Genomic DNA, 14370 nt, shown 5'->3' with positions numbered 1-14370 from the left:
GACAGCTCCAGTCCCTCCCGAGCCCGTCATGCGGCTAGGCTCGCTGCCCGTCCGAACGCTGACGTTGGGCGTGATCCCTGTTCTACTGTGGTCGACCAGTCTGCTCGGCACACCGGCCGCGGCATGGGCTTTCGATAAACCGGTAGTAGTACCGTCAGCGGTACCCGAGGACGGTACCCCCGGTCCCGTTTACACACTCCGGCAGGCATATCAGTGCAAGAAATCCAAGGTGCTGCCGGGAACAGACTTTCGGGCACCGTATCGAAATGCGGAAATTTTGGACCTAACGCGCGCCTGGCGCTACAGCCGCGGGGATGGTCAGCTAGTCGCGGTAATCGACACTGGCGTTGCCCCACATCCGCGTTTGGGAGAGGTCACGCCGGGTGGTGATTACATTTCCGCGGGTGGCGACGGTCTCGAAGATTGCGATGCGCACGGAACTTTAGTTGCCGGGGTCATTGCCGCGCGACCAACGGCTACAGACTCGTTTAGCGGTGTGGCGCCTGATGCGTCGATCTTATCTATAAGACAGTATTCAAAGCTATTTCAGCCAATAAATCCTATCGCGACTGGATCGACCGTACCCAATGGTCTCCAATTATTGACTGCGGATCTTGAGACACTCGCTCAAGCTATCGTCCATGCCGCAAAACTGGGCGCTACCGTCATCGCAATCCCACGGGCGATATGTCTCCCCGCACCGGCCACGACCACGATTGATCAGTCAGTGCTTGGCGCCGCAATATGGTACGCGGCGACAGTTGAAGATGCCGTTGTCGTGGCGGCCTCAGGAGATGTTGAAGGAAACTGCAAACAGAATTCGCTATACGCTTCTGACTCATCTGACGAAGATCCCGCCGGCTGGAGCAGGATGATCACCGCAGCTACGCCGGCTTGGTATTCAGACTTCGTTTTGTCAGTAACCGCCCTGGATCAAAAGGGGCAGCCCGCGCGAGGAGCCGATGGATCTCCGCTGAGTTTGGCCGGCGTATGGGTGAGCGTTGCGGCTCCCGGCACGGACGTTATCTCTCTCGACCCCCGGGGTCCGGGACTGATTAACGCACATTCCGGCTCTCGCGGCGCGCCTACGGCTATTCATGGAACAAGCTACGCCGCCGCGGCAGCAGCTGGTCTAGCCGCTCTGGTTCGCGCCCGTTTCCCTGAACTCTCCGCAGTGAACGTTATCGACCGCATCAAGCAAACCGCTTCGGGGGGAACCGGTAGTAATCTCATTGGCTCTGGATCGATCGCTCCGGTAGCTGCGCTTACGCAGTACGTGCAACCGAAGGAGGAGCGTCGACAGCTCGTGGAGACACAACCCAGCGTCGAGGTTCCTACATTGTTGACGTCAGCAGTTGACAAGTCGACGCTCACAGCCCTGTTCGGGTTGTTAGCTTTTGCGGTATTAGTCCTGGGCGCGATCACGCTGAAAAGTCTGAGCCGGCGGGAAGATTAGGGTGAAAGACTATCTTCAAGGTAAGCACCGAAAAATTGGAAGACATAGATATGCGTATGGCCCAGTCCGCGTATACTTGTCATTGCGGTCGGTTCTAGTACTGCAAGCAATCCTTTTTGCCGGCGCTATAGTAGTCACCGTATTTGAACTGTGGAATATGCGGTGGCTCTATCCAGCGGCGATGTTAGCGCTGCTCATTCTGGTGTCCATCCAATATCAGCGCCGGAGTTCCCTTCAGTGGCTCGGTCTTATTTTCCGATGGCTGCTGGGATACCACCGCTCTGATGAATTTCTCCGATCGAAGAAGCCTCTGGACATCATCGATGTACGGTCGTCCACGGACCACGCGGAAATAGGCGTTTTATGGGAGCGAGGAGTCGCCGTCACTGCGCTTTCCGTGACCGTTTCCGAAGATTCTAGCCCCAGTTCAGCAGCGGTACCATTGTCCCTGTATCAAATTGCCGACAGTCTCTGGCAATACGATATTCTATTGACAGGGATTGACGCGATCAGCTTGACAAAACGTGCAGCCCGCGGCGTCAACCAGCAAAACGGCGATCGGCCAGGTGATGTGCTCGCCGCTGCCGAAGCCCTGCAAGGGGGCATAACTTGCGAGCGCGAGCTATGGCTGGTGCTGCGTACGGCAAATTGGAACGAAAACACCGGTGTGCATTGGCGCGGCGGTGGGCGTGCGGGGACCGTCAAGGCCGCAGTTTCGGCCAGCCGCCGACTCGCCCAACGGCTCAGCGAAGCGGGTATTGAGAGCGCGGTTGCCAGCTCAAGTCATATACGTGGATTGTATTCTGACCTGGCGATTTCCCCCGGGCGCTGGAAGGGCACATCGGTTTTGCGCACCAAGAGACCCCCAGCAGGAATTGCCACCGCCTATGTTTCCGATCTCGCCGATGATGTTACCGAGTCCAGGATCGCGGAATGGCTCAATCTGCCCAGCCACCTGGCTGTCTCAACGGTTCGGATGACCCCCGCTCGAGAACGTCATCATGTATTTGTTCAGAGCTGGGTAAGTTATGTACTCGCTTCGCGCATCAAGCGTCGCCCTCAGGGTTTAAGGGGAGCGTGTTGGCGCAAGCAAGACGTGTTTCTCGCTAACTTGCCGCTAGGTTCTACCAGCTTGGCGGCCGGCCATCGTATTGAACCGACACCGAAGTCACCTGTGGCGTCTAGCGCCTTAGAAGGCATCTATATTCCTTTGTAGCGCGCCAACATCATCAAAGCCGGCGCCCCCTCTTCACAACTCACCACTGCCGTAAAGAATCAGCAGAGCTAAAACTCTACTGGAGTGTATCCCTGTCGGGCCCAGTCAACGCTTTTTGCGGACGATATAGCAAATCAACGGAATTTCTGGTAGATGATTGGATAAATGTCGCATAGACACTTTGCTGAGATGCGTTTTCTCGCAAGGAGGGAGATGGGCGTGACCGCACCGGATGCGTCCCCTAGCGAACCGCGCGAGGCCGGCGAGGATCGATTGCCGCCGTATACACCGCCTCGGGACGGGTTTTGGGATACCCAGCCGTGGGAGTCCAACGTTCCGCTTGAGCAGGGTCCGCCGCCGTATGAGCCGCTACCGCCGGTGTTAGCGGAGTTAGGCCCCGAATATCACGATCTGCAAGCTCAACGCTATGACAACCAAACATTGGCCCATGCGGCCCGCACATGGGTCGCGTCTCATCGCTGGTGTAAATGGTCACGGGCGTAGGTTCCGTCGCAACCGACGAAAGCTATGAAGGAGGGGCTACGCCCGTGACCAAGCGAGTATCGCCGATTGAGCGTGTGCGTGTTGAGATGGATCAGTTGTTCGCCGCGACCGAGCGGCCGTTGACCGAGATTTTGGAGGAGGTCGGGCGGTTATCGGTGCGTCTGGTGTTTCAGGTCGCCGTGGAGGCCGAGGTAGAAGCAGTGTTGGGCCGAGCCCGTCACCAGCGTCGGGTTCAGGACGGCCCGGGCGGGTACCGCAATGGGTATCAACCGCCGGCGACGGTGAAGACCACGATGGGCTCGGTCGAATTATGCCGCCCGAAACTACGCGACACCGACGAGCGGTTCTGTTCGCGGCTATTCGGTGCCGGGGTGACGCGCACCCACGCTCTGGAGGCGTTGGTGATTTCGGGATGGGTGCGCGGTTTGTCGGATCGCGACATCGAGGCCGCGTTGGCCGAGGTGCTGGGCTCGCAGGCGGCGTTGTCGCGCTCGACGGTGAGCCGGATTTGTGCGGCCATCAAAGACGAGTTCGCTGCGTGGTCGTCTCGACGCCTTGATGAGCTGGTGTTGGACTACCTGTTCTTGGATGCCTCGAACTTTCGGATGCATCCCAACGCCCCGGCCGAGCCGGTGCTGGCCGCCTGGGGCATCTGCACCGACGGCAAGCCCCTGTTTATTGGGCTGGCCCCAGCCGCAGCGGAGTCGGCTGATGCGTGGGCCGACTTCTTGGCTGACCTGAGGAACCGGGGACTACGCCCGCCGCTACTGGGCATCTCCGACGGGGCGCCGGGCCTGATCGCCGCATGGGAGACCACGTTTCCGGCAAGCCTGCGTCAGCGGTGTCTGATCCATCGCTGCCGTAACGTCATCGCCAAGACACCTGTCGCGGTCCAGGACGAGATCAAAGCCGCGTTCTGGTCGATCTTCGATGACATTGACCAGCCACCCGGCCAGCAGGCCGTGGATGAAGCCACCCGCCGCGCCGAGGAGTTCACCACCACATACCGCGGGCTCTACCCAGCCGCGGTCGCTTGCCTGGCCAACGACTTCGCCTCGCTGAGCGTGCATTTGCGCTTCCCCCGCCAACACTGGACACGCATCCGCCATTCCAACCTCATCGAACGCACCTTCGGAGAATCCCGTCGCCGGGTCAAGGTCATCGGCCGCCTACCCGGCGAAACCAGCTGTCTGTCGCTGGTATGGGCCGTCCTCGACCGCGCCAGCCGCGGCTGGCGCGGAGTCACCCAAACATCAGCGACCAGCCGCCACCTCCAAGAACTACGCCACCAACTGCTCGAGCCACCCCGCCCACTGCATCCCCCCACCACAACAACCACGACCGACACCACCGCCGCGTAACATGACCACCAGGAACATGCGCCCAGCGTTTTTACACCAGTCCTAATGTCGGCGGCAACTGAATACTGACCAGTGGGCGGCAATTGAAAATTGACCAGCTTCCTAGAGTGCCTTGGCTATGTGTCAAGGAGGAGGCAGGTGTTGAACGTGGAGGATTGGGCTGAGATTCGCCGGTTGCGCCGGTCGGAGCAGTTGCCGATTGCCGAGATTGCGCGGGTGATGGGTATTTCGCGGAATACGGTGAAGTCGGCGTTGGCTTCTGATGGGCCGCCGAAGTATCGGCGTGCGGTGAGGGGTTCTGTTGCTGATGAGGCCGAGCCGCGGATTCGGGAGTTGTTGGCGGCCTATCCGCGGATGCCGGCGACGGTGATTGCTGAGCGGATCGGTTGGTCGTATTCGATCCGCACACTGAGTGGGCGGGTGCGTGAGTTACGGCCACTGTATTTGGCGCCGGATCCGGTGTCACGGACGACGTATGTGGCCGGTGAGGTCGGGCAGTGTGACTTCTGGTTTCCCGATGTTGTGGTGCCGGTGGGGTATGGCCAGGTTCGTAGGGCGGCGACGTTACCGGTGTTGACCATGGTGTGTGGGTATTCACGGTGGGCTTCGGCGCTGTTGATTCCGACACGCGCTGCCGAAGACTTGTATGCCGGTTGGTGGCAGCATCTTTCGACGTTGGGTGCGGTTCCACGGGTGTTGGTGTGGGATGGTGAGGGCGCGGTCGGGCGGTGGCGGGCACGCCGACCAGAGTTGACCCCGGCATGTCAGGCTTTCCGCGGGACCTTGGCCACCACGGTAGGGATCTGTAAACCCGCTGATCCTGAGGCCAAGGGTCTGGTTGAACGGTTCCATGACTATTTGGAGCGGGCGTTTTTGCCGGGGCGGGTGTTTGGCTCCCCAGCCGATTTCAACATCCAGTTGCAGGCCTGGCTGGTGGGGGCCAACCACCGCCAGCATCGGGTGCTGGGATGCCGGCCAGCAGATCGCATCGCCGCCGATACCGCAGCGATGCTGGCATTGCCGCCGGTTGGGCCCAGCATCGGATGGCGACGCTCAACGCGGTTGCCTCGCGATCATTACGTGCGCCTCGACAGCAACGATTACTCGGTGCATCCGGCCGCGATCGGCCGCCGTATCGAGATCATCGCAGATCTAAACCGGGTGCGGGTCTGGTGTGACGGCACGCTGGTCGCCGACCACGACCGGATCTGGGCCAAACATCAAACGATCAGCGATCCCGAACATGTCCAGGCCGCGAAACTGCTGCGGCGCAAACGGCTCGAGGTTGTTGGTCCACCGCATCACGTGGAGGTCGAACAACGCCGTCTCGCTGATTACGACGCCTTGTTGGGCCTTGACGGGCCGGTGGCGTGATGGCTGCCAAGACCGCGACCAGCAGCCGTGATGTCACCGCTGAGCTGGCGTATCTGACCCGGGTGTTGAAAGCCCCGACGCTGCGTGAGGCCATCGAACGTCTCGCTGAGCGCGCCCGAACCGAAGCGTGGAGCTATGAAGAATTCCTCGCGGCGTGTCTGCAGCGTGAGGTGTCGGCTCGGGAATCTCACGGCGGCGAAGGGCGCATCCGCGCTGCCCGCTTCCCATCACGTAAATCGTTGGAAGAGTTCGACTTCGATCATGCCCGCGGTCTCAAACGCGACATCATCGCCCATCTGGGCACCCTGGACTTCGTCACCGCTAAAGACAACGTGGTGTTCCTCGGCCCACCAGGGACCGGCAAGACCCACCTGGCGATCGGGATTGCGATGCGCGCTTGTCAAGCAGGTCACCGCGTTGCGTTCGCGACCGCTTCGCAATGGGTTGATCGTCTTGCTCGCGCCCATCACAACAGCACCCTGCAAGCCGAATTGGCGCGGCTGGCCCGCTACCCCCTGCTGGTTGTCGATGAAGTCGGCTACATCCCGTTTGAACCCGAAGCCGCCAATCTGTTCTTCCAACTCGTGTCGTCGCGTTACGAACGGGCCAGTCTCATCGTCACCTCGAATAAGCCCTTCGGGCGGTGGGGCGAAGTGTTCGGCGACGACGTAGTCGCCGCCGCCATGATCGACCGACTCGTCCATCACGCCGAAGTCATCGCCCTCAAAGGAGACAGCTACCGCATCAAAGACCGAGACCTCGGCCACACCACCACAGCCGAGGACCAATGAAACCAAGCTGGTCAATTTTCGATTGCCGAAACCTGATCAGTTTTCACTTGCCGTTGACATCCTAAGACGCCACCCGCACATGGCAGCTCCAAGCCGTGGCCAGAGACCCTAGAGAAGCGCTCGACTCGGCCCAAGAAGCGTTGGCAGATAATCCCTCAAGCATTCCGGTTGAACAGCTTTTGACCGATCCAGCCGACAAGGCTGCCATCGAGCGCAACCTATTCGATCTTGACCGGCCCTCACCGTTCGATACGCCACCGCACAGAGAGTTCGAGTCTTCGAGCCAAAGATTGGGGTCAACGCGTGGCTTAGAACATCAACAACACACATCGGATCTTCAGCGCGAGCAGCGCTGGTTCGACTCGCAGGCTCAATACCACCGGCAACAGGCCCGAGAAATGCGCGACCCACAGAACTGGTCGGAGTATCACGAGCGCCAAGCCCGTCAGAAAGATCAGCAAGCCGCAGAACTCGGGGAAAGATCATCGACATATAGAGCGGCCGGAAACAACCTCCACGCCGATTTAAACCAATACCGGCAGCGCGAACTCGAATCTCAGACCCAACAGCATCGTAACCAGGCCCAAAAGCTCAGGGAATGGGACCAGTGGCAGACGTTCAAGCGCATCAACCGGCCAGAGCCTGTTGATGATCCCGACGCTCTCGATGCGCCGCAGCGCGGTCGCCGGTGGGGACGACGCAACCGAGCTCGTCCCGAACCAGCAGCCACGCCGCGGCAAGACACGGTTCCGCAACTCCCACACGAAGACGCCAGCCGATCCGCACAAGCACTTCGCGGCTACGCCCAACACCTCCAAAACCAAGCAACCGACCAGCAAGAATACGTCGACGCATCTCGCCAACGCGCTGCTGCCGAAACACGAACGGCCCAGGGTCATCAACGAAGCGCCGCAAACAGCCGTCGATGGGAGCAACACTCTAACGAGCAAGCTGAACGGTTTGCCCGAAGCGCGCAGCAAGTACCTCAAGGGCAGGAGCACCAGCGGCGGCGAGACTATTTTGCCGAGCAGGAGCGGCAATATCGCAGCGACGCCCGGTTGATGGCCGGTCAAGCCAGCACCAATGAGCACTACTTTGCATACCACCAGCAAGAGGCTCGTGGGTTCGAGGAGCGGGCCGATCGAGCAGCCGATCAGATTCCTCAGCTACAGCAGCGCGCTGAACAAAATTCGGACGTAGCAACCCAGTACGAGCTAGCCGCGCATCGCCCACCCACGCCGGAGCCTGCAGTCACCGGAGTGGGTATAACCGCCGGACTGTCAGCGCCTGGCCACAGCAGCACTGTGGTCCGTGACTACCGGGCAATCTCCGAAGGGATCGACGGTATGCGGCGGGTTGTCTCCCAATTGGAGTTGGGATCACATGAACTCCACCAAATACAGGCTTTCTCCACAACAGAAGGCCAGGCCGCAGCGGCTCTCCAGCAACGGCTGACCCAGCTCCGAAACGTTCGCCGCCGCATGTCCGATACCACGCTACGAGCCTTAGACGCTCTCGACCTCGCTAATGCCGAATTCAGACATTCCGACAACAACCTCGCACGCGGCTTCTCTAGCACCGCAAACCCCTGACAACAGGAGTTGATCATGCGCGAGAGCGGCCCGGGCCGCCCGCCCGGCAATCAGACTTCAGGTGTTGTCGGTACGCGTGTTGTCCGCACAACACCGCAACTTCGGCCGAGCGGCTCCCCTACCACTTCGATCACCTAGGGGCCGGCATGTTAGGCATCTGCAGTACTTCGACGTGCTCACGGCATACGAACACGCCGCGCCCTGGTGGCTGTTCCGCGGCCTTGACGGTGCCCAACAGTGCCCCTTCATCTTTTGATCCACTCATGACGATGCCTGGCGAGTACAACGCCTTGAGCTCAGCGACCAACGAGGTTCCCCAGATCACGCGGCTTGCTCCGCCAGTGCGGTGCGTAAGAATGACATGCAGACCTAGATCACGCCCCCGGGCAATAAATTCCATAAGGGGCATCAGCGGATCGCTCCGATGCGTGACGACTTGATCACAATCGTCGATTACGACAAATATGTCCGGTCCAGTCCACCATGAGCGCTCTTGCAACTGTGCGGCGGTGACATCGGACGACGGAAGCCGCCTTGGCAGCTGGGCCGTCAAACTCGTCAGCTTTTGGACAAGATCTTGCTCGGTCGATACATGATAGCCGTAGGACTCGTCGGGAAGCACTCCCAGCAGCCCTCGGCGATAGTCGACCAAAAGAACCATTACCTGGTCGGGCGTATTGACTTCAACCAGACTGGTGATAATGTGCCGCAACGCCGTGGTCTTCCCGGAGCGTGAATCGGCAAAAATGAGGAAATGCGTTTCTACACCGAAATCGATACTTAGCGGCTCCAACTCGGCTTCACCGATACCCAGCGGAACTACCAGGTTGGCTTGGCCTGATTGTCGCGACAGTGACGATGGCCGGAACCCTTCGTTCGACCTTCGCTGCACAAGTTCGGAGCGCTGATAGTCAAGAGGCAGCAAACGCACAGGCGGAGCAGAAATTCTATTTGAAACATTCAGCTGGGACACAGAAGTTTGCAGGTTCACATCTATGTCCGTAGTGATCGGCTGTCCTGAAACCGACGGCAATTCCTGGTTAGTCAACGGTAGCGCGATGAGGAAATCTCGCACATCGCCGCCGGGAAGCTCTACGGAACGCTTACCTGGAATGTGAGTAATTCCGCGGCCGGGGATTTCAGGAATGATACTTGCACGCTTGCGATCCACTTCTGAGTTCAGCGGATCATTGAGACGTAGCTCGACACGACTTCCACAATTATCTTTAAGGCTCGCTTTGAAGTCTGCGTGCCGCGGACTGGCTACAACGATGTGAATCCCATAAGACAAACCTCTTTCCGCGAGCGTAATGATGTCATTTTCAAGGTGCTCTAAGTTAGCTGAGGCGTCTTTGGTGATAGTAGTCCAGCCGTCGATCACCAACACGACATCGCCATAGGGATCGACGGCCACAGCCCGGTCGCCATTCGCCTTGCGCCTTCGAAAGTCTGCAATGCCGGTGATATTGTGCTGAATGAAAAGTTTTTCCCGCTTTCGGCTCAACGCGAGCATATCGGCGACCATTCTGGCAGCTAGGTCCGGGCTAGCGCGAGTAGCTACCGCACCGACGTGGGACAGGTCGGCCAGCGCCGCGATCTTTCCGCCACCTCCGAAATCCATGCAGTAGAACTGAATATCACTCGACCTATGCAACATCGCGGCGGCCATGATGAATGTCTGCAAGGCTGTTGACCGCCCGCTTTGAGGACCGCCGACAATGAGAGCGTTTCCACCGCTGCCGCTAATATCTAGAGACAAGACCTGGTACCGCTGATAGTAGGGATCGTCGATTAGCCCGATCGGTATCCTAAGATGTCCGCGCGCGCTATCTGGCCAGTAGACTGTGGAATCGTCTAGAAGATCGCGAATAGTTCTTGTCTGGTCGAGCGGAGCCAACCATATGTTGTGCGCTGTGCCATACCCGGCACTCGCCAGCCTTTCGATCATGACCTGACCTACAGTCGTAACGTTTACGTTAGGCCCGAGTCCATTTCGACTTTGTGGCTGACTCAATATCTGCTCCTGGGCGTGGAAAGCTGAGAGTAACTGCGATGAGATGCAAGCGGTCGACCGTTGGCCTCTTGCTGCCTGGGCAACGGTCGACGCGACCGGATCGTGGTCGCCGTAAATAGCCTCGGGCCCAGACCATCCCCGGGAGGTCGCGGACCCGCCGGGGAAGCCCTCTCACTGGAATGGGGAGTCGGTGTATACACACCACCAAGGGTGAAAGCGCGCCAACGCGTTAGGCCTTCTGCCGAGACTTTCAAATAGGCCGATCCTGGTTCGTCTGGCAAGCTGTATGCTTCATTGCTCCCCAGCACGTCACGAGATTCCTGGATCGTATTCGTCCGTAACGCGATTCGATAGGAAAGGTGCGCCTCGACCGAAGAAATACGACCCGAGCGCAACTCTTGTGTGGCTAATAGCATGTGAACGCCCAGCGACCGGCCCTGTTGGCCAATCAAGGCGAAAAGTTTTGCAAACTCTGGATGAGCTTCAAGCAACGCCGAGAACTCGTCGACGATAAACACCAGCACTGGGAGTTCTGGGAGTGAAATGCCCGAGGAGCGAACGTCGTTGTATATTTGAATATTGGGTATCGGGGTGTGGACATCAGGCCGCTCTGCGGCATTTCTCAAGATTTCTTGTCGACGGTTCAGCTCTCCGCGGATAGCAATATCCATGCGGTTGACGAGGTGCGCCTCAGCTTCAAGATTGGTCACCACGGTCGATACATGCGGAAGCCGATCAAACCCCAAGAACGTTGCGCCGCCTTTGTAATCGACCAACAGCATGTTGAGATGTTGCGGGCTGTGCATTAGCGCCAACATCAGGACCAGCGTGCGAAGCAACTCTGACTTACCAGAGCCGGTACGGCCTATCAGCAAGCCGTGCGGCCCCATTCCCTGCTGCGCGGCTTCCTTCAAATCGAGGTAAACAAGCTCACCAGAGGGCGTCGTTCCAACCGGCACACGAAGCATGTCCCGTATGGACCTAGGGCTTTGAGTCTGCCCCGGCTCGATCTTGCTCGGATCGCCTATAACTCGCAGTGGGCTATCGGAAGGAAAAGCCCCGGCAGTTTTGATCTCTATAGCGTCCAGTTCACTTACGGGCCTATAACGCGCTACCTGTTGCGCGAGGTCACGCATTTCAGACGAGGACATCGTATCAATAGCGGCAATCTTGTCGCTCGGCTGTCGCGCGTCTTTTACTGGTGACCGTTTATCAGCTAAATACAGCGATCCGTCGATAATTGCCAGTTTCAGAAGAGAGGTGTCGTCCGTGTACGACCCTTCCGGCGCGTCGATCGCGATAACCGTGACACCCGAATAGCCTTCCATACCGGCCAAACGATCCACTTCGTGTTTGGCGGCGATACCACGGCGGCAATCTAAAGCTACGACGATATGGCGTTTCTCCGATTTAGCCGATGCGGACTGCTCGCCTGCTTTTTCGAAGAGAGAACTTAGATCTTTTTCGGCCTGATCGATACTTGTGTAGAGCAGCCGGGCACTACCGGAGGCGTCGCTGGACGCGGGATGTTGAGTATGCGGCAACCATTTTGCCCAACTCCAATCGTCATCTTCAATATCAGGAGCAACGATCGCGACTGCCACGTCGTCCGGGCCGTGAAACACGATTAGCTGACCAAGAAGTGCGCACACCCAGGACAGCGCAACTTCTTGACCACTAACCGTGATCAGATTGTATTCCCGCAGTGAGATCGACAAGGGAGAGGCACCGATTGATTTGTTCGCATCGATGAACTCCTTGAGGAACAGGGCGCAGGTTGGCTCTAGCTGCTCTTCCTGTACATCGATTTCGGGTTTTAGCGGAGTCGCCAGAGGTTCCTCGCCCACACCAATCCGTACGGTCGCGAAATCCCGATTTCCAGAGCGTCGCTCCCACATTCGCGCGGTAGCTACGAAAAAGATCAACTCGCCAGGCTCCGGATGATCCCACTTTCGGGCACGAATCTGCAATAGCGCGTTCTGGTGAACTTTTTCGCGCTGCGTATCCAAGTAGCTCAAATACGATTTACGCTCTTCGTTCAGCTCCGCCATGTTCGCTCTTCCGCCAAGATTTTGGAACATCATCCCGCCTAGCGATATAAACGCAAACATGGGGAACATGAGAAAGAGCGGATTGAATGCGCCGCGATTGAGCGTGAACATGGCAGCCATCATCCCGACCATCATGACAACAATGATGATAGGGAAAATTATCTGCATCATTGGAACCGGTTTTGGTTTTGGAACAAGCGGAGGCTTATCCAGATCGAGCTGGCCGCCAGGCACCTTGTCTGGATATCGCAGCCGCGTAGGCCGCACAAAGATTTCCGTACTCGTCTCAACGCGTGTGTCGGGAAACGTCATGCGAAATTAAGGTGCCAGTCTCGGATGTGGGTTTGGGCGGATGAAAAATCGGGCTGCGAGGCGACCATGCCAGATGTTCTGGCCGCAGTTTGTACCGTACTTCGTCGGCGCGGACATGCGCAATGGTCGGTCGCGCCTTGGGGCCGGCGCACGAGGTGCCGGACGCGGGCGCTACTTGGGCCCCACAGAGCCATGGCCCCGCACGGACCTGAGCGCATACCCGGCACCCGTATCGATCTATCGATCGACGCACTCACGATCGACGATCTGTTCGGCGCCGACCATGCGCGAACCGAGAATCTTGACCGACGCCGCGTTGCTCGGGCAACCACCCGCGCAACAACGTCGTAAAAACACAATCGTGATCGCGCAGATGGAGTTTCCACGCAACAGCCACGGACTCGCCGGCCGGCTCCACCGATAAAGATTGGCGTTGGGGTTCAGGCGGATTGCGTCGAAAGTTTCCGGTACTCCAGCACCGTGTCGATGATCCCGTAGTCCTTGGCCTCTTCAGCGGTCAGAATCTTGTCGCGGTCGGTGTCCTTGCGGATAACCTCGGCGTCCTTGCCGGTGTGGCGGGCCAGCGTCGTTTCCATCAGCGTGCGCATCCGCTCGATCTCGGCGGCCTGAATCTCCAGATCTGAGAACTGTCCCTGGATCACACCCGACAACGACGGCTGGTGGATCAGCACACGGGCATTGGGTAAGGCCATCCGCTTGCCCGGCGTCCCAGCGGCCAGCAACACCGCGGCCGCCGATGCCGCTTGACCCAAGCACACCGTCTGAATGTCAGCGCGCACATACTGCATGGTGTCGTAAATGGCCATCAGCGAGGTGAAGCCGCCGCCCGGCGAGTTGATGTACATGGTGATATCGCGATCGGGATCGAGCGATTCCAAAACCAGCAACTGCGCCATGATGTCGTTCGCAGATGCGTCGTCGACCTGTACCCCGAGAAAGATGATGCGTTCCTCGAACAGTTTGTTGTAGGGGTTGGACTCCTTGACGCCGAAGCTGGAGTGCTCGATGAACGACGGCAGGATGTACCGCGCCTGAGGCTGGATCTGAGGATTTTGAGTACTCACTGCACTTCTCCGTTGACGTGGGCGCGGGTAATGATGTGGTCGACGAAACCGTAGTCGAGGGCTTCCTGCGCGGTGAACCAGCGGTCCCGATCCGAATCCGCCTCGATGCGTTCGATCGGCTGGCCAGTAAATTCGGCGTTGAGCCGGAACATCTCCTTCTTGATGACGGTGAACTGCTCGGCCTGGATGGCGATGTCCGCCGCGCTGCCAGTCACACCACCCAGCGGCTGATGCATCAGGATGCGCGCATGCGGGAGCGCATAGCGCTTTCCCTTGGTTCCCGCCGCCAAGAGGAACTCTCCCATTGAGGCTGCCATGCCCATGGCATAGGTGGCGATGTCACACGGAGCCAGAACCATGGTGTCGTAAATCGCCATGCCAGCGCTGATCGATCCGCCCGGGGAATTGATGTACAGGGAGATGTCCTTACCAGCGTCTTCGGCTGCGAGCAGCAGAATCTGCGCACACAACCGGTTGGCGATATCGTCGTTCACCTCCGAACCCAGGAAAATGATGCGCTCGGAGAGCAAGCGCTCATAGACCGAGTCCGTGAGGTTGAGACCCTGCGAGTTCGAACGCATGTCAGCCACGACTGGGGTACCTGCTTTCTCGAG

12 protein-coding genes are annotated in these 14370 nt (G+C 58.8%); 8 read left to right on the top strand and 4 right to left on the bottom strand.

Features of this window, described 5'->3' with window-relative positions; all coding sequences use genetic code 11:
- The first annotated feature begins 28 nt into the window (after nt 1-28).
- From mycP to ACO07W_RS17620, 8 genes are all read left to right on the top strand, one after another.
- On the top strand, nt 29-1456 hold the full coding sequence (gene mycP / locus ACO07W_RS17655) for a type VII secretion-associated serine protease mycosin (protein WP_421845012.1): 1428 nt from the start codon (nt 29-31) through the stop codon (nt 1454-1456).
- 181 nt (nt 1457-1637) lie between these two features.
- Nucleotides 1638-2672 (top strand): type VII secretion protein EccE, encoded by a 1035-nt coding sequence (locus ACO07W_RS17650; RefSeq protein WP_421845011.1) that lies wholly within the window; start codon nt 1638-1640, stop codon nt 2670-2672.
- Between the two features lie 219 nt (nt 2673-2891).
- Complete coding sequence (locus ACO07W_RS17645; protein WP_421845010.1) at nt 2892-3176, top strand: hypothetical protein; 285 nt, start codon at nt 2892-2894, stop codon at nt 3174-3176.
- 86 nt (nt 3177-3262) lie between these two features.
- On the top strand, nt 3263-4537 hold the full coding sequence (locus tag ACO07W_RS17640; RefSeq protein ID WP_421840071.1) for an IS256 family transposase: 1275 nt from the start codon (nt 3263-3265) through the stop codon (nt 4535-4537).
- A gap of 138 nt (nt 4538-4675) precedes the next feature.
- Nucleotides 4676-5911, top strand: a complete 1236-nt coding sequence (istA, locus tag ACO07W_RS17635) for an IS21 family transposase (protein WP_421839994.1) — start codon at nt 4676-4678, stop codon at nt 5909-5911.
- Entirely contained in the window at nt 5911-6702 is a 792-nt protein-coding gene (gene istB, locus ACO07W_RS17630) for an IS21-like element helper ATPase IstB (protein ID WP_421839995.1), read from the top strand. Before istA ends, istB begins: the two co-directional genes overlap by 1 nt.
- 666 nt (nt 6703-7368) lie before the next feature.
- Nucleotides 7369-7764, top strand: coding sequence for a hypothetical protein (locus tag ACO07W_RS17625; protein WP_421845009.1), 396 nt, complete (start codon nt 7369-7371; stop codon nt 7762-7764).
- A complete protein-coding gene (locus ACO07W_RS17620) occupies nt 7764-8294 on the top strand; it encodes a hypothetical protein (RefSeq protein WP_421845008.1) in 531 nt (176 codons plus the stop codon). Before ACO07W_RS17625 ends, ACO07W_RS17620 begins: the two co-directional genes overlap by 1 nt.
- A gap of 130 nt (nt 8295-8424) precedes the next feature.
- Here the strand turns inward: ACO07W_RS17620 and eccCb are convergent, their stop codons facing one another.
- The 4 genes from eccCb to clpP1 all read right to left on the bottom strand — a co-directional run bounded on the left by eccCb (nt 8425) and on the right by clpP1 (nt 14337).
- Nucleotides 8425-10242 (bottom strand): type VII secretion protein EccCb, encoded by a 1818-nt coding sequence (gene eccCb, locus ACO07W_RS17615; RefSeq protein ID WP_421845007.1) that lies wholly within the window; start codon nt 10240-10242, stop codon nt 8425-8427.
- Between the two features lie 62 nt (nt 10243-10304).
- The gene (gene eccCa / locus ACO07W_RS17610) at nt 10305-12671 is read right to left on the bottom strand and encodes a type VII secretion protein EccCa (RefSeq protein ID WP_421845006.1); all 2367 of its coding nucleotides are present in this window, start codon (nt 12669-12671) and stop codon (nt 10305-10307) included.
- 440 nt (nt 12672-13111) lie between these two features.
- A complete protein-coding gene (clpP2, locus tag ACO07W_RS17605; protein WP_421845005.1) occupies nt 13112-13756 on the bottom strand; it encodes an ATP-dependent CLP protease proteolytic subunit ClpP2 in 645 nt (214 codons plus the stop codon).
- The gene (gene clpP1, locus ACO07W_RS17600) at nt 13753-14337 is read right to left on the bottom strand and encodes an ATP-dependent CLP protease proteolytic subunit ClpP1 (protein WP_421846073.1); all 585 of its coding nucleotides are present in this window, start codon (nt 14335-14337) and stop codon (nt 13753-13755) included. Before clpP1 ends, clpP2 begins: the two co-directional genes overlap by 4 nt.
- Nucleotides 14338-14370: the final 33 nt, after the last annotated feature.

This window comes from Mycobacterium sp. (genome assembly GCF_965230835.1).
Classification (GTDB): Bacteria; Actinomycetota; Actinomycetes; order Mycobacteriales; family Mycobacteriaceae; genus Mycobacterium.
Note: the sequence above shows the minus strand (reverse complement) of the source record. Positions and strands in the feature narration are given on the sequence as shown.

Excerpts from the sequence above, each read along its gene's own strand:
- eccCa (WP_421845006.1), bottom strand. The coding sequence starts at position 12,671 with ATGACGTTTCCCGACACACGCGTTGAGACGAGTACGGAAATCTTTGTG.
- clpP1 (WP_421846073.1), bottom strand. The coding sequence starts at position 14,337 with ATGCGTTCGAACTCGCAGGGTCTCAACCTCACGGACTCGGTCTATGAG.
- ACO07W_RS17625 (WP_421845009.1), top strand. The coding sequence starts at position 7,369 with ATGCGCCGCAGCGCGGTCGCCGGTGGGGACGACGCAACCGAGCTCGTC.
- mycP (WP_421845012.1), top strand. The coding sequence starts at position 29 with ATGCGGCTAGGCTCGCTGCCCGTCCGAACGCTGACGTTGGGCGTGATC.
- ACO07W_RS17620 (WP_421845008.1), top strand. The coding sequence starts at position 7,764 with ATGGCCGGTCAAGCCAGCACCAATGAGCACTACTTTGCATACCACCAG.
- istB (WP_421839995.1), top strand. The coding sequence starts at position 5,911 with ATGGCTGCCAAGACCGCGACCAGCAGCCGTGATGTCACCGCTGAGCTG.
- eccCb (WP_421845007.1), bottom strand. The coding sequence starts at position 10,242 with ATGATCGAAAGGCTGGCGAGTGCCGGGTATGGCACAGCGCACAACATA.
- ACO07W_RS17650 (WP_421845011.1), top strand. The coding sequence starts at position 1,638 with ATGTTAGCGCTGCTCATTCTGGTGTCCATCCAATATCAGCGCCGGAGT.
- ACO07W_RS17640 (WP_421840071.1), top strand. The coding sequence starts at position 3,263 with ATGGATCAGTTGTTCGCCGCGACCGAGCGGCCGTTGACCGAGATTTTG.